This window comes from Streptomyces sp. NPDC003456 (genome assembly GCF_042878735.1).
Classification (GTDB): Bacteria; Actinomycetota; Actinomycetes; order Streptomycetales; family Streptomycetaceae; genus Streptomyces.
Window position 1 is genome coordinate 92,815 of record NZ_JBIAOK010000009.1, and the last position, 16,275, is coordinate 109,089.

Annotated in this window: 18 protein-coding genes; 11 read left to right on the plus strand and 7 right to left on the minus strand. The window is 73.8% G+C overall.

The features are described from left to right. Positions 1 to 18: 18 nt before the first annotated feature. On the minus strand, positions 19 to 240 hold the full coding sequence (locus tag ACFYWG_RS31995; RefSeq protein WP_369197704.1) for a hypothetical protein: 222 nt from the start codon (positions 238 to 240) through the stop codon (positions 19 to 21). A gap of 33 nt (positions 241 to 273) precedes the next feature. Further along, positions 274 to 1,521, minus strand: a complete 1,248-nt coding sequence (locus ACFYWG_RS32000) for an anion permease (RefSeq protein WP_385419337.1) — start codon at positions 1,519 to 1,521, stop codon at positions 274 to 276. A gap of 424 nt (positions 1,522 to 1,945) precedes the next feature. Here ACFYWG_RS32000 and ACFYWG_RS32005 point away from each other — a divergent pair, with 424 nt between their 5' ends. The 3 genes from ACFYWG_RS32005 to ACFYWG_RS32015 all read left to right on the plus strand — a co-directional run bounded on the left by ACFYWG_RS32005 (position 1,946) and on the right by ACFYWG_RS32015 (position 5,541). After that, on the plus strand, positions 1,946 to 2,698 hold the full coding sequence (locus tag ACFYWG_RS32005) for a class II aldolase/adducin family protein (RefSeq protein ID WP_389204383.1): 753 nt from the start codon (positions 1,946 to 1,948) through the stop codon (positions 2,696 to 2,698). A gap of 72 nt (positions 2,699 to 2,770) precedes the next feature. Next, on the plus strand, positions 2,771 to 3,898 hold the full coding sequence (locus ACFYWG_RS32010) for an alpha/beta hydrolase family protein (protein ID WP_383508386.1): 1,128 nt from the start codon (positions 2,771 to 2,773) through the stop codon (positions 3,896 to 3,898). 242 nt (positions 3,899 to 4,140) lie between these two features. Next, a complete protein-coding gene (locus ACFYWG_RS32015) occupies positions 4,141 to 5,541 on the plus strand; it encodes a hypothetical protein (protein ID WP_383508383.1) in 1,401 nt (466 codons plus the stop codon). A gap of 218 nt (positions 5,542 to 5,759) precedes the next feature. Here ACFYWG_RS32015 and ACFYWG_RS32020 read toward each other — a convergent pair whose 3' ends face one another. Beyond that, complete coding sequence (locus ACFYWG_RS32020) at positions 5,760 to 6,173, minus strand: VOC family protein (protein ID WP_376333126.1); 414 nt, start codon at positions 6,171 to 6,173, stop codon at positions 5,760 to 5,762. 233 nt (positions 6,174 to 6,406) lie between these two features. Between ACFYWG_RS32020 and ACFYWG_RS32025 the strand changes: the two genes are divergently transcribed. From ACFYWG_RS32025 to ACFYWG_RS32035, 3 genes are all read left to right on the plus strand, one after another. After that, complete coding sequence (locus tag ACFYWG_RS32025; RefSeq protein ID WP_376333128.1) at positions 6,407 to 8,005, plus strand: ABC-F family ATP-binding cassette domain-containing protein; 1,599 nt, start codon at positions 6,407 to 6,409, stop codon at positions 8,003 to 8,005. A gap of 351 nt (positions 8,006 to 8,356) precedes the next feature. Then, complete coding sequence (locus ACFYWG_RS32030; protein WP_010037790.1) at positions 8,357 to 8,575, plus strand: helix-turn-helix domain-containing protein; 219 nt, start codon at positions 8,357 to 8,359, stop codon at positions 8,573 to 8,575. Positions 8,576 to 8,724: 149 nt separating this feature from the next. Further along, positions 8,725 to 9,528 carry an enoyl-CoA hydratase/isomerase family protein gene (locus tag ACFYWG_RS32035; protein ID WP_385419326.1) on the plus strand — a complete coding sequence of 268 codons (804 nt, stop codon included), beginning with the start codon at positions 8,725 to 8,727 and terminating at the stop codon, positions 9,526 to 9,528. Positions 9,529 to 9,603: 75 nt separating this feature from the next. Here ACFYWG_RS32035 and ACFYWG_RS32040 read toward each other — a convergent pair whose 3' ends face one another. Then, complete coding sequence (locus tag ACFYWG_RS32040; RefSeq protein ID WP_385419323.1) at positions 9,604 to 10,314, minus strand: nucleopolyhedrovirus P10 family protein; 711 nt, start codon at positions 10,312 to 10,314, stop codon at positions 9,604 to 9,606. Positions 10,315 to 10,402: 88 nt separating this feature from the next. Here ACFYWG_RS32040 and ACFYWG_RS32045 point away from each other — a divergent pair, with 88 nt between their 5' ends. From ACFYWG_RS32045 to amaP, 5 genes are read left to right on the plus strand one after another with little or no spacing between them, the layout of a single operon-like run. After that, a complete protein-coding gene (locus ACFYWG_RS32045) occupies positions 10,403 to 10,879 on the plus strand; it encodes an Asp23/Gls24 family envelope stress response protein (protein WP_383508374.1) in 477 nt (158 codons plus the stop codon). 47 nt (positions 10,880 to 10,926) lie between these two features. Further along, positions 10,927 to 11,109, plus strand: coding sequence for a hypothetical protein (locus tag ACFYWG_RS32050; RefSeq protein WP_376333138.1), 183 nt, complete (start codon positions 10,927 to 10,929; stop codon positions 11,107 to 11,109). Next, positions 11,106 to 11,489, plus strand: a complete 384-nt coding sequence (locus ACFYWG_RS32055) for a hypothetical protein (RefSeq protein WP_383508371.1) — start codon at positions 11,106 to 11,108, stop codon at positions 11,487 to 11,489. Before ACFYWG_RS32050 ends, ACFYWG_RS32055 begins: the two co-directional genes overlap by 4 nt. Next, positions 11,486 to 12,172 (plus strand): DUF6286 domain-containing protein, encoded by a 687-nt coding sequence (locus ACFYWG_RS32060; RefSeq protein ID WP_389204384.1) that lies wholly within the window; start codon positions 11,486 to 11,488, stop codon positions 12,170 to 12,172. Before ACFYWG_RS32055 ends, ACFYWG_RS32060 begins: the two co-directional genes overlap by 4 nt. After that, entirely contained in the window at positions 12,169 to 12,756 is a 588-nt protein-coding gene (gene amaP, locus ACFYWG_RS32065; RefSeq protein ID WP_383508365.1) for an alkaline shock response membrane anchor protein AmaP, read from the plus strand. The genes ACFYWG_RS32060 and amaP overlap by 4 nt, the downstream gene beginning before the upstream one ends. A 24-nt stretch (positions 12,757 to 12,780) precedes the next feature. Here the strand turns inward: amaP and ACFYWG_RS32070 are convergent, their stop codons facing one another. The 3 genes from ACFYWG_RS32070 to ACFYWG_RS32080 all read right to left on the minus strand — a co-directional run bounded on the left by ACFYWG_RS32070 (position 12,781) and on the right by ACFYWG_RS32080 (position 16,239). Continuing rightward, a complete protein-coding gene (locus tag ACFYWG_RS32070) occupies positions 12,781 to 13,536 on the minus strand; it encodes an SDR family oxidoreductase (RefSeq protein WP_376333146.1) in 756 nt (251 codons plus the stop codon). Positions 13,537 to 13,541: 5 nt separating this feature from the next. Then, positions 13,542 to 15,335: a glycoside hydrolase family 15 protein gene (locus tag ACFYWG_RS32075; protein ID WP_385419309.1), complete on the minus strand. Its 1,794-nt coding sequence runs from the start codon at positions 15,333 to 15,335 to the stop codon at positions 13,542 to 13,544. Between the two features lie 106 nt (positions 15,336 to 15,441). After that, positions 15,442 to 16,239, minus strand: coding sequence for an SURF1 family protein (locus ACFYWG_RS32080; protein ID WP_376333150.1), 798 nt, complete (start codon positions 16,237 to 16,239; stop codon positions 15,442 to 15,444). Positions 16,240 to 16,275: the final 36 nt, after the last annotated feature.

A 16,275-nucleotide genomic window follows, 5' to 3' on the forward strand; every position in this document is an offset into this window, starting at 1 on the left:
GCTCGTACGATGCGGCCGTCAGGCCATGATCAGGTAGATGCCGTAGCCCACCGCCGCCGCGCACGCGGCGAAGCAGGCGTAGGCGCCGGTGACGGCGAGGCCCGCGGAGCCGCCCTCGGCGGCCGCCCGCTCACGGCGGGACAGGCCGGTGATGCCGAGGGTGAACAGGCCCACCAGGGCCACGGTGACCACGAGGCTGACGCCGAAGACGGAACCGAGGGCCGCCCAGTCGATCTTCATATCGGTGACTCTTCCTTGCTTCCGGTGGCCGGATCAGACCGTGGTGGTCGTGGAGGGGGTCCGCTCGGAGGTGGCCTGCGCGGGGAACGCGGTGACCGGCTCCTCGACGATCTGCCCCGCCGGCGGCGGCGTCACCGCGGCCATCGCCGTGGTCACCACGCCGGCCGGCTCCGCCTCCCCGGTGTCGTTGACGTTGGTGTGGTCGACGACCTCACGCCGGGAGATCTTCCAGATGGCCGCGCTGGAGCCGACCAGGAAGACGGCCACCACGGCGGTGCCCCAGTCGCCGAAGCCCGTGACGTACTCGGCGAGCGCGCCCACCAGGGCCGCGGCCGGCAGCGTCAGGCCCCACGCGACGAACATCCGCGTCGCCGTCGACCAGCGCACCACGCCGCCCTTGCGGCCGAGGCCCGCGCCCATCACGGCGCCGGAGACGGAGTGGGTGGTGGACAGGGAGAAGCCGAGGTGCGAGGAGGCCAGGATGACCGTGGCCGCGCTGGTCTGGGCGGCGAAGCCCTGCTGCGGCTGGAGGTCGGTCAGGCCCTTGCCCATGGTCCGGATGATGCGCCAGCCGCCGAGGTAGGTGCCCAGGGCGATCGCGACGCCCGCGGAGAGGATGACCCACATGGGCGGGTCGGAGTCCGGGGCGAGAGTGCCGCCGGCGACCAGGGCGAGGGTGATGATGCCCATGGTCTTCTGCGCGTCGTTGGTGCCGTGCGCCAGGGAGACCAGGCCCGCCGAGGCGATCTGGCCGGCCCGGTAGCCCTTCTTGGCGGACTCCGTGTCCTCGGCCCGCTTGCCCAGCTTGTAGGTCAGCCGTGCGCCGAGCATCGCCGCGATGCCCGCGACCAGCGGGGCGGCGATCGCCGGGATCAGCACCTTGGTGACCAGCACGTCGCCGTGCACCGCGCCCACGCCCGCCGAGGCGATGGTGGCGCCGATCAGACCGCCCATGAGGGCGTGCGAGGAGCTGGAGGGCAGACCGACCAGCCACGTCAGCAGGTTCCAGAGGATCGCGCCGACCAGGGCGGCGAAGATGACCTCGGGCCGGATGCCGGCCTCGTCGACGAGGCCTTTGGAGATCGTGTTGGCGACTTCCACGGACAGGAAGGCGCCGACCAGGTTGAGGACAGCGGACATGGCCACGGCGACCTTGGGCTTCATGGCGCCCGTGGAAATGGTCGTGGCCATGGCGTTCGCGGTGTCGTGGAAACCGTTCGTGAAATCGAACGCGAGTGCGGTTACCACCACAATCGCGAGGATCAGCGAGAAGCTTTCCATTTACCCAGGCAATCGTTCGAGGTCATTGGCTGGACGAACGTAGGTAACCCGAGTGAACGGAAGATGAACTGGGAGGGGCGTGGGAGTGTCCACGCACGAGGGTTGCCGTTCCGCCCTCTGTCAGGGTCCCCGCCCCCCGGTGCCCGGATCCCTCGCACCCTCCGCTTCAGCCGATCGAGTGACCGCGGGCAGCCCACGGGCACCGCGTCCGACGTGGGGTGACGGGCGATCCACGAGGGGTGACCGGCACCGGCGGCACGGGACGGGGACCCCTGCCGCCCGACCTCCGGGCGGCAGGGGCCGTATACGGGCGAAGTGCGCCGCCCGCACCCGGCCGGAACCCGTCCCCGCACCGCCGCGCGACCGGGCCGGAACCCGCCCCCGCACCCCCGCGTGCCGCGCCCCCGCCTGGCAGGATCGCCGCATGGCTGAGCAGCGGGACGGCACACGGGACGGCGGACGGGACGGCGGACGGGACGTCACGCCGGGCGGCGGGCGGCGCGCGGGGGAGGGGGAGGAGCGGCGCAGGAGTGCGACCTCCGAGGAGGCGCGCGCCTGGGAGGAGCTCGTCGCCACGGCCCGCCGGACGGTGACCGAAGGGCTCGTCGTGGGCACCTCGGGGAACGTCTCGGTGCGCGTCGACGACACCGTCCTGGTCACCCCCTCCGGCGTCCCCTACGACCGGCTCGCCCCCGAGGATGTGACCGGTGTCACCCTCGACGGGCGGCAGGTCCTCGGCACGCTCGTCCCGACCAGCGAACTGCCCATGCACCTCGCGGTGTACCGCTCCACCGGAGCCCGGGCCGTCGTCCACACCCACGCCGTCCACGCCACAGCCGTCTCCACGCTCGTCCCCGAGCTCCCGCTGGTCCACTACATGGCCGCCGCACTCGGCGGACCCGTCCGGGTCGCCCCCTACGCCGCCTACGGCACCGACGAGCTCGCCGCGCACGTGCTCCGCGCCCTCGACGGCCGCTCCGGCTGCCTCCTGCAGAACCACGGCACCCTCACCTACGGCACCACCCTCACCCAGGCCTACGACCGCACGGCCCAGCTGGAGTGGATGTGCCGCGTCTGGCTCACCGCCGCCTCCGTGCCCGGCCTGAGCCCGAGCCTGCTGTCCCGGCAGCAGGTCACCGAGGTGGAAGAGCGCCTGCGCGGGTACGGCCAGCGCTGACCCGCACCGCGCGCGTCACCCCCCGGCCCCCTCCCACTGGTCGCGCGGCGGCCGGGCCAGGACACTGGAGCGGTGCGCACTGTCAAAGCTACGGCCGCTGCCGTCACCGCCGTCCTGGGTGCCGGTGCCGCCGCGGTGGCCGCCGGCCGGTTCGCCAGCGACGCCGCACTGAAGGCACCACCGGGCCGGCCCCTGCCCACCGAGCCCCGGCTCACCGTGCACGGCACGGCGGCCGGGCAGATCAGCCTCACCCGGGACCTCGCCGCCCTGCGGCCCGGCCGCTACGGCCTGGCCGGAGACGGCTCCCACGCGGTCGTCGGCCCCGTGCTGGAGGGCGCCTCGCCCACCGCCGACACCGTCGTGCGCCGCCTGGAGGCCGTCACCCACGGCACCTTCCAGCGCGGCGACAAGGCCTGGCTGACCCCCAACGTGTACGTCGGCGACCCCCGCACCGCCCTGGGCCTGGCCCACGAGGACGTCGACATCATCGGCGAACTCGGCCCCCTGCCCGCCTGGTTCGTGCCCGGCGCGCGGGACACCTGGGTGATCACCGTGCACGGACTGGGCACCACCCGGGAACTCGCCCTGAACGTCATGGAGTTCCTCAACCGCCACCACTTCCCGGTGCTCGCCCCGGCCTACCGCGGCGACGTCGGCGCGCCCCGCTCGCCCGACGGCCTGAGCCACCTGGGCGAGACCGAGTGGCGCGACCTGGACGCGGTCGTCCGGCACGCCGTGCGCGAGGGGGCCCGGCAGGTCGTCCTGCACGGCTGGTCCACCGGCGCCACCATGGCCCTGCGCGCCTCCGAGCGCTCGGGGCTGCGCGACTACATCTCCGGGCTCGTCCTGGACTCCCCGGTGCTCGACTGGGAGGCCACCCTGCGCGCCCTGGCCTCGGCCCGCCGCACCCCGAGCGTGCTGCTGCCCCTGGCGGTCCGCGCCGCACAGGGCCGCACCGGCCTCTACGGCGACCGCGTCGCGGACGCGCCCCCGTCCGACGCGCTGCGCGTCCCGACGCTCCTGCTGCACGGGCCGGACGACACCGTGGCCCCCTGGCGACTCTCCCGCCGGCTCGCGGAGTCCCGCCCCGACACCGTCGCCCTCCACACGGTCGCCCGCGCGCCCCACGGAGCCATGTGGAACGCCGACCCCAAGGGCTACGAGGAGGCCCTGCGGCGCTTCCTGACCCCGCTCATGTGAGCCGCCCCGCCCGCTGCCCGCGGCGGGTGCCCGGGCCCCTCGCGTGCACCGTCCCCTCACCCGGCCGCAACCGGCTCCCGTTCCCCTGCCCGCCGACCGGTCGTAAGGATTCCGTTTAGCGCCGTACCACTGGCCGGTTCCCGGCCCGCGAGCACCCCGGGGAGCCGGTGCCCTGGCCGTCCTCGTCGCCCGCGGTGACATTCCGTTTGGGTTTTCGGACCGTCAACCGGAAGACTGCACCCGTGACGTCCCGTATCCCGCGCGACTCCAGGCTTCGACTCGTCCGCCCGCGACCCCTGGCCGCCGCCCCCCGAGCGATGAACCAGCGGCGCTCGCGCCGACCCGCACCGCGCCCCCCGGAGGGCACCCCGGCCCCGGCGGAGCTGGCCGGAATGGCACGCCTCGGCCTGGCCGACGCGGCCCGCGTCGCCCGCTGGGCCGACGCCGCGCTCGGCCCCGGCCGCGACGGCGCCACCGCCGACGGCAAGGCCACCCTCTCCGACGCGACCGCCGAACGCGCCGCCCGCGACCTCGGCCTGACCCCCGATCAGGTCCGGGCCGACTGGGACACCGCCCGCCTCGCCGGACTCGTCGAGGTCCACGGCGACAGCGCCCGCCCCGGCTGGCGGCTGCGCGCCTGGGACCGCGACGACAGCGCCGTGCTGCGCGGCTGGGTCGCCCTCTTCGACGCCTGGTCGCTCGCCTACCCGGAGCCCGAGGGCCACGAGCCCGCCGCCGTCGCCGAGGTCGTCTCCGCCATCCCGCAGACGCTGACCTTCCTCCAGCTGTCCGCCGGCCCGGTCCCCGTGGAGCAGCTCCTCGACCTGCTGGAGCAGCGCGTCACCGAGCTGCGCACCGCCCGCTGCGAGATCCCCTACGGCCCCCGTCCCGAGCCGCCGGCCGAGCCCGCGCCCACCGACGCCCCGCTCGCCCCCCTGCTCGACTGGGCCCTGCGCGCCCTCGCCTCCGTCGGCGCCCTCACGTACGGCGACGGCCAGGCCACGCTCACCCCCCTCGGCAGCTGGGCGGTCTGGGTCAAGCTGGAGCAGATCTGCGTCGCCGCGCAGAGCCCCGCCGGGAACATCGAGCAGTCCGCCGAGGACATGCTCCGCGGCTGCGCCCAGCTGCGCCCCAACGCGGCCCGCGCCGAGTACCGCGCCTGGCTCGCGGCCCGGACCGTCGGCGGCGCCGTCACCGAGCTGCTGGCCGCCGCCCGGGGCGAGGACGCCCTGCTGCGCGGCCTGGCCTTCGAGGCGCTGCGCGTCGTCGGCGCCCCCGCCGAGCCGGACGTCCGCGCCGTGCTGGACGAGCCCACGCTCCGGCCGTACGCGCTGCTGTGGCTGGCCGAGCACGACGGCGCCGACCCGGAGGACGCCCACGAGGTCCTGACCCGGGAGGAGGCGACCTGGCTGTGGGTGGACACCGCCGCCGCCGTCGCCGACCACGGGGAGGCCCCGCTGCTGGTGCGCCACCTGGAGTCCGCCGTGCAGCCGACCGTCCCGATGCTGCTGGACGAGGTCCGCGCCGTGGGGCACCCGCGCACCGTGCAGGTGCTCGTCGCCCTGGCCGCGGCCCACCCCGACCCGGCCCTGGCCAAGGCCGTGCGCCGGGCCGCGTTCCAGGTGCACACCGGCGGCAGCTAGGGCCCGTCGTTCGGAGGACGGCGCAGACTGCGCTAGGGCCTGTCGTTTGGATCATGACGCAGACGCGGGGCCCGGCACGCGCATCTGCCGCGTCGTCGTCACTCGCCGATGCTCCGCATCGACTCCCTCCTCCGCCTTGCAGCTGCACGCACCAGGCCCCGCTCACCGGCGTTCACAGGTGCTGCCGATGCCCTGCGGCAAGATCCAAACGACAGGCCCTAGCCCCCCGTCTCCGGCGCGTAGGTGCCGAAGCTCCACACGTTGCCCTCGACGTCCCGGGCCATGTAGTCCCGGGAGCCGTAGTCCTGGTCCGTCGGGGGCATGAGGATCTCCACGCCGTGCTCCAGGGCGCGGCGGTGGTGCGCGTCCACGTCGTCCACCACCACGTAGACGCCCGTGGTGCCGGCGCCCTTCATGGCCCGGTCGAAGACGCTGCCGGTGCCGCGGGTGCCGATCATCACCGCGCCGTTGCCCTGCACCAGCTCGGCGTGCAGGACCGAGCCGTCCTCGCCCTCGTAGACGGACAGCTCGGTGAAGCCGAGGGCCTCCGTGAGCTGGCGGATCGCCGCCTTCGCGTCCCCGTACAGCAGCGTCGGGAAGATGCTCGGGCGCCCTGCGGACGTGCCTGCCATACCGATCACTCCCTCGTGCGCGGGCGCCGCGACCCCCGCTGATCCGGACCCGCTGCCCAGTCTGGCACCGCCGGCCGGCGCCGACGCGGCGAGACGAACCGAACACCCGCACGCAGAAAAAGTGGTTGCACCGCCCCGTTAGACTGTCGTCATGGCCTTTCTCCTCGCGCATTAGACGGCGGGAACGTCCTCAGCCGCCCATCCCGCCCCCGTATCCGCCCTGGAGTCTGTCCGTGATCTCCGCCTCCGGTATCGAGCTGCGCGCCGGTGCCCGTGTCCTCATCGAGAACGCCACGTTCCGTGTCGCCAAGGGCGACCGCATCGGCCTCGTCGGCCGCAACGGCGCGGGCAAGACCACCCTCACCAAGTGCCTCGCGGGCGAGGGTATGCCCGCCGGGGGCACCATCACCCGCTCCGGCGAGGTCGGCTACCTGCCGCAGGACCCGCGCACCGGCGACCTCGACATCCTGGCCCGCGACCGCATCCTGTCGGCCCGCGGCCTCGACGTCCTGATCCGCAAGATGCGCGACAACGAAGAGCGCATCGCCAACGGCAAGGGCGCCACCCGCGAGAAGGCGATGAAGCAGTACGAGCGCCAGGAGACGGAGTTCCTCACCAAGGGCGGGTACGCCGCCGAGGCCGAGGCCGCCACCATCGCCGCCGCGCTGAACCTGCCCGACCGCGTGCTCGGCCAGCCCCTGCACACGCTCTCCGGCGGTCAGCGCCGCCGCATCGAGCTGGCCCGCATCCTGTTCTCCGACGCCGACACCCTGCTGCTCGACGAGCCGACCAACCACCTCGACGCCGACTCGATCGTCTGGCTGCGCGACTACCTCAAGACCTACCGCGGCGGCTTCATCGTGATCTCCCACGACGTCGACCTGGTCGAGACGGTCGTCAACAAGGTGTTCTACCTGGACGCCAACCGCGCCCAGATCGACGTCTACAACATGGGCTGGAAGCTCTACCAGCAGCAGCGCGAGGCCGACGAGAAGCGCCGCAAGCGCGAGCGCGCCAACGCCGAGAAGAAGGCCGCCGCCCTGCACTCGCAGGCCGACAAGATGCGCGCCAAGGCCACCAAGACGGTCGCCGCGCAGAACATGGCCCGCCGCGCCGACAAGCTGCTCTCCGGCCTGGAGGCGGTGCGCCAGTCCGACAAGGTCGCCAAGCTCCGCTTCCCCGAGCCCGCGCCCTGCGGCAAGACCCCGCTGATGGCCGAGGGCCTGTCGAAGTCGTACGGCTCGCTGGAGATCTTCACCGACGTCGACCTGGCCATCGACAAGGGCAGCCGCGTGGTCATCCTCGGCCTCAACGGCGCCGGCAAGACCACCCTGCTGCGGCTGCTCGGCGGTGTCGAGCAGCCCGACACGGGCATGGTCGTCCCCGGCCACGGCCTGAAGCTCGGGTACTACGCCCAGGAGCACGAGACCCTCGACCCGGAGCGCACGGTCCTGGAGAACATGCGCTCCGCCGCGCCCGACATGGACCTGGTCGAGGTCCGCAAGGTGCTCGGCTCGTTCCTGTTCTCCGGCGACGACGTCGACAAGCCGGCCGGGGTCCTCTCCGGCGGGGAGAAGACCCGCCTCGCCCTCGCCACCCTGGTGGTGTCCTCGGCGAACGTGCTGCTGCTCGACGAGCCGACCAACAACCTCGACCCCGCCAGCCGCGAGGAGATCCTCGGGGCGCTGCGCACCTACAAGGGCGCCGTCGTCCTGGTCACGCACGACGAGGGCGCCGTCGAGGCGCTCCAGCCGGAGCGCATCATCCTGCTGCCGGACGGTGTCGAGGACCTCTGGGGTGCCGACTACGCGGATCTCGTCGCCCTGGCCTGACCTGCCGGGCCGCCCCGCCGAAGGCGTGATCAACGGCGTAGGGATCATTCGGCCCAACCGTGATCCATCATCTGTGTGAGATCTCCTCGTACCGAGGTGTGTCCTACATCGATTTCGCGGCCGAGTCCCGGATCCTGCGGGGCTCGGCCGCGCCGCCTTTCTGACCTGGCCTTTCCCGCCGCGATGGGGGCGGCCGCCCGGACGGCACCCTTCGGAACGGTCAATTCCGGATGTGGGGACACGCTCCCGTCGTCACAACCTTGTCTCACGGACCTTGCCGAATGGGTGGCCATCGGGGCCCGGAGGGGTGATCATGAGGAGACCAGAGCGCACTTCCTTGAGGAGGCACGGGTGGCCGAGACTCTGAAGAAGGGCAGCCGGGTGACCGGCGCCGCGCGCGACAAGCTCGCGGCAGACCTGAAGAAGAAGTACGACGCCGGTGCGAGCATCCGGGCGTTGGCCGAGGAGACCGGCCGCTCGTATGGCTTTGTGCACCGCATGCTCAGTGAGTCGGGCGTCACGCTGCGTGGGCGCGGCGGGGCGACCCGGGGCAAGAAGGCCACGGCCTGACCCCGGGTGGCCCCACGGCTTCGATGGTGGCCACCCGGTCGTCCCACTGACCGACCGGGTGGTTACTGTGCAGTCACTTGAGCGTGCCGCACCTCGGCGGACAACCGTCGGGCGGCACGGAAGGCGACCGCACACATCGGAGGCGTCCCATGGCTTCGCCCGACCAGGACCTCGTTCCCGTACTCGACAAGGACGGCGTACGGCTCACCGTGGACGACGCGATCGCCACGGTGACGCTGACCAACCCGGACAAGCGCAACGCGCAGAGCCCCGCTCTGTGGCGGGCGCTGACCGAGGCCGGCCGGCAGCTGCCGGGCTCCGTCCGCGTCGTGCTGCTGCGGGCCGAGGGCAAGTCCTTCTCGGCCGGGCTCGACCGGCAGGCGTTCACGCCCGAGGGCTTCGACGGCGAGCCGTCGTTCATCGACCTCGCGCGCGGCTCCGACGCCGAGCTGGACGCGACCATCGCCGAGTACCAGGAGGCGTTCACCTGGTGGCGGCGCAGCGACATCGTCTCCGTCGCCGCGGTCCAGGGGCACGCCATCGGGGCGGGCTTCCAACTCGCCCTCGCCTGTGACCTGCGCGTCGTCGCCGACGACGTGCAGTTCGCCATGCGCGAGACCAGCCTCGGACTCGTGCCCGACCTGACGGGCACCCACCCGCTGGTGAGCCTCGTCGGATACGCCCGCGCGCTGGAGATCTGCGTGACCGGGCGCTTCGTCACGGCCGACGAGGCCGTCAGCACCGGGCTGGCCAATGTCGCCGTGCCCGCGGGCCAGCTCGACGACACCGTGCGTGACCTGACCGCGGCCCTCCTCGCCGCGCCCCGCGACGCCGTCATCGAGACCAAGGCCCTGCTGCGCGGCGCCCAGGAGCGCACCTACGAGGAGCAGCGCGGCGCCGAGCGCCAGGCCCAGGCGCGCCGGCTGCGGGACCTCGCGGGCGTCGGCGACTGAGACCTCGGCCGGCCGGGAGCGCGGTCCGGCCTGAAGGGCGGTCCGGCCTGAAGCGCGGCGCGGCCTGAAGGGCGTTCAGCCGACCGCGCTCACCACGACCGCGACCGTCGGCCGGTCCGGCAGGGCCGCGCCGACCGCCTCGCGGACCGCGCGCGCCACGTCCCGGCTGCGGTGGTCCGCGGCTACCGCCACCTCCAGCCGGACGTGGCGGTGCGCCATCGCGGCCTCGCCCGGCACCTCGTCCACGTGCACCGGCCGGCCCAGCGTGCCGGTCAGCCGCAGCACCCCCGCGACCGCCCGCGCGGCGTCGGCCGCGACGCCCGCGTCGCCGTCCTCGGCCCGCGCCTCGGGCGGCAGTCCGGGCTCCTCGCCGGCCGGCTCCCCGGCGTCCTCCTCCAGCAGTCCCGTCACCCGCAGGTCCACGTCCGACACGACGAGGCCGAGCCGCTGCGCCGCCGCGGTGGCCAGCGCCTCGCGCAGCAGCGCCGCCGTCGCCGGCAGCGGCCGCGACGCCGTGGCCGCGAACTCCGCCGTCACCCGCAAGGGTCCATAGGGCAGTGCGCTCGGCGGAGCCGGTACCGCCGGCTCCTCGGTGTCCTCGGGGTGGGCCAGTGCGATCCGAAGTGTGCCCAGGCGCACCTCCGGGACCTCCCGTGCCGCGCCCGCCAGCACCGCCTCGGCCGCCCGTTGGGCGATCCACGCACCGTCCCGCGCGTCACCCAGGGGCAGCAGCCTGCCGATGCCCAGCTGATGTCTCACTGCCTGCGTCCAGCGATCCGCCGTCATTCCTCCAGCCTGCCGCATCAGAGGCGCGCTTCCGCGCAACCGTGCTTACCGTGGGTCCCAGGACGACGACCGAAAAGGACGTACGGCGATGACTGACATGACGGACAACCGGGGCGGGGAGAGCGAGACGGCGGCGGCGCGCAGGAGCCCGCTGACCAAGCGCGGCGGTGGCGACCCGGGTTCCCGGGGCCGGACCACCATCGCCGACGGCGTCGTGGAGAAGATCGCGGGTCTCGCCGCCCGGGACGTGGACGGCGTGCACGCCATGGGCAGCGGCCTGTCGCGCACCTTCGGCGCCGTGCGCGACCGCGTGCCCGGAGGGCAGAAGGCGGGCGTGACGCGCGGCGTCAAGGCCGAGGTCGGCGAGGTGCAGGCGGCCCTCGACCTGGAGATCGTCGTGGACTACGGCGTGTCCATCGCCGATGTCGCCCGCGACGTGCGGGAGAACGTCATCACCGCCGTCGAGCGGATGACGGGCCTGGAGGTCGTCGAGGTCAACATCGCGGTGAGCGACGTGAAGCTGCCCGACGAGGAGGAAGAAGAGCCGGAACGCCGGATCCAGTAGGCACCGGTCCGCGGAGAACCCACAGAGGCTGAGGAGCTGAGGAGCGCATGAGCATGGCCGTGGCCGGCATGATCGCCGGCATGGCGCTGGCGTTCGCCGGATATTTCGGTGGATTCGGGGCCTTCCTGCTGGTGGCGGCACTGGGCGCCGTCGGCTTCGTCGTCGGCCGGTTCCTGGAGGGGGACATGGAGATCGGCGACTTCTTCCGCACCCGTGAACGGCGGCGGTGACACAGGTGAGCGCGGGGGCCGGTGAACTCGGACTGTCCCCGGCCGTCGTCCCGGCGGCGGAGCGCGGCGCGACCCGCATCGCCGACCGGGTCGTCGCCAAGGTCGCCTCCCAGGCGGCCCGCGAGGCCGTCGGGACGCTGCCGCCGTCCGCCGGGGCGCCCTCCGCCACCGTGGAGGTGCACCACGACGTCGCCCACGTCCGGGTGCACGTCGAACTCGACTACCCGTGCGACATCGGCGACCGCTGCCGCCGTGTACGCGGGCAGGTCGTCGACCGGGTGGGCACTCTGGTGGGCATGGAGGTACCCGAGGTCGTCGTCCACGTCGAGAAACTGCACCCGGCCCCCGCCCTCGGCGCCGCACAGGGGAGGACGCGATGAGCGAACCCCGCGGCACCGAACCGCCGCAGGACGGCACGCAACGCCTGCCCGTCGTCGAGCAGCCGGAGCCCGGCACCGGACCGGACGAGGCGCAGCCCGGCGACGAGCCGCAGCAGCCCGCCCCCGCGGGGACGGCCGGCCGCGCGGGCCGCTTCTGGTCGGCGCGCCGCGTCCCCGCCGGCATCGTCGCCCTGCTCCTGCTGGGCCTGGCCGGACTGTTCCTCTACGACATCGTCTCCGTGCGCGCCGGGCGGCCGGGCATGTACTGGCGCCGCGAACTGGCCGACCAGCTCGCCGAACGGCCCCTGGACGACACCTGGGTGCTGGTCGGGGCCGGGGTGGCCGCCGCCCTCGGGCTGTGGCTGCTGTTCCTCGCCTGCACCCCCGGCCTGCGTTCCGTGCTCCCGATGCGGCGCACCCACCCCGACGTACGCGCGGGGCTGGACCGGGACGCCGCGGCGACCGCCCTGCGCGACCGCGCCATGGAGGTGCCCGGCGTGCAGTCGGCCCGGGTCAAGGTGCGCCGGCGCCGGGCGGGCGTGCGCGCCGAGTCGCACTTCCGTGAACTGGACGACGTACGAACCGACCTGGACGACGTGCTCACCGACGCCGTCGGCGGACTGGGACTGGCCCACCCGCCCGCGCTGAAGGTGCGCGTGCGGCGGCCCGGCCGGAAGGGGTGAGAGCGGTGCTCAGGATCGTCGACCGCGTGTTCCTCGCACTGGTGGGCCTGGTGCTCCTGGTGCTGGGCGGCTCCGTCCTGGCCGTCGGCCTCGGCGCGCCCGTGCCCTCGTGGTGGATCCACGACGACGAGCACGACGTGCTGCTGAGCGACGCCGAGCGCACCCGCTGGCAGGACGAGAGCTGGTGGTGGCCCGTCGTCATCGCCGCCCTGGCCGTGCTGCTGCTGCTCGCCCTGTGGTGGCTGGTCGCGGTGCTGCGCAGGCGGCGCCTCGCCGAGGTCCTCGTCGACACCGGCGACGGCGAGGGCGCCCTGGTGCGCGGCCGGGCCGTGGAGGACGCCCTCACCCAGGAGTCCGCCCACATCGACGGAGTGGGCCGGGCCAAGGCCCGTCTGACGGGCCGTCGCAGCGCCCCCGAGGCCCGGGTGCGTCTCGCTCTGGAGCCGCACGTGGACCCCGGGACGGCGCTGCACGACTTCACCGCCGGACCTCTGACCCACGCCAGGGCCTCGGCCGGCCTGGAGTCGCTGCCCGCCGAGGTCCGCCTGAAGGGCGTCAAGCACGGGGCGGAGCGGGTCAGCTGAGGCCGGGCCCGGCCGGCGGTGCGCTCAGAACCCGTGCCGCGCGCCGCCGTCGACGGGAACCATGATCCCCGTCAGGTAGGACGCCGCCGGGGACAGCAGGAACGCGGCCACCCGGCCGAACTCCTCGGGCCTTCCGTACCGCCGCAGCGGGATCCGCGACTCCGAGGCGGCCCGGGTGGCCTCCGGGTCGGCCGACAGGGCGTCCAGCTCACGCACCCGGTCCGTGTCGATCCGCCCGGGCAGCACCCCCACCACCCGGATGCCGCGGGGCCCGAGCTCGTCGGACAGCGCCTTGGCGAACCCGGCCAGCCCGGGGCGCAGCCCGTTGGAGATGGTCAGGCCCGGGATCGGCTCGTACACCGACCCCGACAGCACGAACCCGATGACACCCCCGGCGTCCAGCTCCGCCGCCGCGGCGCGGGCCAGCCGCACCGCGCCGAGGAACACCGACTCGAACGCCGCCTGCCACTGCTCGTCGGTGTTGTCCGCGACGAAACCGGCCGGCGGCCCGCCGACGCTGACCAGTACGCCGTCGAAACGGCCGAAGCGCTCGCGTGCCGCCCGGATCAGCCGCTCCGCCGCCTGCGGGTCGGCGTTGTCGACGGCCACCCCCACCGCGTCGGGTCCCAGCGCGGCCGCCGCCGCGGCGACGTTCTCCTCCTCGCGTCCCGAGACGACCACCTTCGCCCCGTCCGCGACCAGCTCGCGCGCGCAGGCGTGACCCAGGCCGCGCGTGGCCCCGGTGACGACGAACACCCGGTCCTTCAGTCCAAGATCCATGGCCCCTATCCTGCCCCGTTCTCCCCGAACAGGGCGAGGGCGGTGTGCACCAGGCCGATGTGGCTGAACGCCTGCGGGACGTTGCCGAGCTGCCGGCCGGCCACCGGGTCGTACTCCTCGGACAGCAGGCCGACGTCGTTGGCCAGTGCCGCCAGCCGCTCGAACAGCTCCCGGGCCTCCTTCGTGCGGCCCGTCATGTGCAGGGCGTCGGCGAGCCAGAAGGAGCACACCAGGAAGGTGCCCTCGCTGCCCGGAAGCCCGTCGACCTCCGTGAGCTGCGACGACGTGGTGCTGTAGCGGCGCAGCAGGCCGCCGTGCTCCAGCTCCTCGCGGACCGCGTCGATGGTGCCGATCACCCGCGGGTCGTCCGGCGGCAGGAAGCCGACGCGCGGGATGAGCAGCAGGGCGGCGTCCAGCTCCCGCGAGCCGTAGGACTGCGTGAACGTGTTGCGCTCGGGGTCGTAGCCCTTCTCGCAGACCTCGCGGTGCACCTCCTCGCGCAGCGCCCGCCAGCCGTCCAGGTCGCCGTCCAGCTCCGGATGCGCCTGGAGGGTGCGCACGGCCCGGTCGGCGGCCACCCACACCATGACCTTCGAGTGCACGAACTGGCGCCTGCCGCCGCGCACCTCCCACAGCCCTTCGTCCGGCTGCCGCCAGTGGGTGCTCAGGAAGTCCATCAGGGCCCGCTGCAGCGCCCACACGTCGGGCTGCGGCGACAGGCCCGACTCGCGGGCCAGCGACAGGGAGTCCATGACCTCGCCGTAGACGTCCAGCTGGAGCTGGTTCACGGCGTCGTTGCCGATGCGCACCGGCGCGGACCCTTCGAAGCCGGACAGCCAGGGCAGCTCGAACTCGGGCAGCCGCCGCTCGCCCGCCACGCCGTACATGATCTGCAGGTCGGCCGGGTCGCCCGCGACCGCGCGCAGCAGCCAGTTCCGCCAGGCCTCGGCCTCCTCCTGGTAGCCCGCGGCGAGCAGGGCGTTGAGGGTGAGGGTGGCGTCACGCAGCCAGCAGTAGCGGTAGTCCCAGTTGCGCACCCCGCCCGGCTCCTCGGGCAGGGAGGTCGTGGCCGCGGCGACGATACCGCCGGTCGGGGCGTACGTGAGCGCCTTGAGGGTGATCAGGGAGCGCACCACCTCGTCGCGGTACGGCCCGTCGTAGCGGCAGTGCGCCACCCAGGCGCGCCAGTCCTCGACGCTGTGGCGCAGGGACTCGAAGGGGTCGACCAGCGCCGGGCGCGGCTCGTGGGAGGGGTGCCAGGTCAGGACGAACGCCACCTTCTCGCCCTTCTTGACCGTGAACTCGGCGTGCGTGGCGAAGTCCTCGCCCCAGCTGGGGACCTCCGGCTCGCTGCGCAGCCAGGCCGAGTCGGGCCCGGCGACGGCCACGCGGTGGCCGTCGGACCGGCGCACCCACGGGACGATCGAGCCGTAGTCGAAGCGCAGCTTCAGGACGCTGTGCAGAGTCACCTCGCCGTCGAGGCCCTCGACGATCCGGACGAGGTCGGGCGCCTGGTCGCGCTGCGGCATCAGGTCGGTGACCCGCACCGCGCCCTGCTCGACCTCCCACTCGGTGTCCAGGACGAGGGTGTCGTGGCGGTAGGCGCGCCGGGTGCAGCGGCCGGCCCCGACGGGGGCGATGCGCCAGTGGCCGTTGTCCTCGTCGCCGAGCAGCTTGGCGAAGCAGGCGGCGGAGTCGAAGCGGGGCAGGCACAACCAGTCCACGGATCCGTCCGTGGAGACCAGGGCCGCCGTCTGCTCGTCGCCGATGAGCGCGTAGTCCTCGATTCGGGGGTGCACGCAGTGCGGGTTCCCGGCAAGTCGGCGCCGCAATCAGGGCCGAGGCCCGCGAGGGTGACATGTCCCCGGCGGCCGGGGGCAAGTCGCCGGGAGGGGCCGGGGAAGGTCAGACCGCCGCCGGTTCCTTCTCGCCGGACGCCGTCCGCTGCGAACCCGCCTGCTGCCGGTCGCGGGCCTCGCGGCGGGCCAGGACGACCAGGCCGACCGGGACGGCGGCGGCGAACAGCCACCACTGGACGGCGTACGCGTAGTTCAGCGCGGCGTCCTCCTTGCCCGGATTGCCCAGCAGCTCGGGGGTGTCGCCCCGGGGCTCGGGCGCCGTCTGCGCGATGTACCCGCCGAGCACCTCGGCCTTCAGGCGCCGGGCCTGCTGCTCGCTGTTGATCAGCATGATCTGCCGGTCCGGCAGGCCCTCGAGGTTCTTGATCCCGCTCGCCTCGGTCGTCTCGCTCGGCATCAGCCGCCCCCGCACGGTCAGCTCACCGCCCGGCGGTGCCGGCACCTTCGGGTACGTGGTCTGGCTCTTGCGGTCGCCCGGGATCCAGCCCCGGTTGACCAGCAGCACCTTCCCGTCGTCGAGGACGAACGGGGTGAGCACGTGGTAGCCGACCTCGTCGTCGGCGTTGGTGCGGCGGCGCACCACGACCTCGTCCTCGGCGTCGAAACGGCCCGTGGCGGTCACCGTGCGGTAGCGCTCGGCGCTGGTGACGGTGTGGCCCGGCCCGGTGAGGGACTCCACGGGCACCGGCTTCGCCGCCAGCGCGTCGGAGACCAGCTGGTTGCGTGCGGTCCGCTCCTCGTAGCGGTGCATCTGCCATATGCCCAGCCGGATCATCGTGGGGATGAGGAGCAGGGCGACCAGCACGAGGATCACCCACTGCCGGGACATCAGGAAGCGGTACACCCCACGACCGTACAACTCGGTCGTGGGGTGCAATCA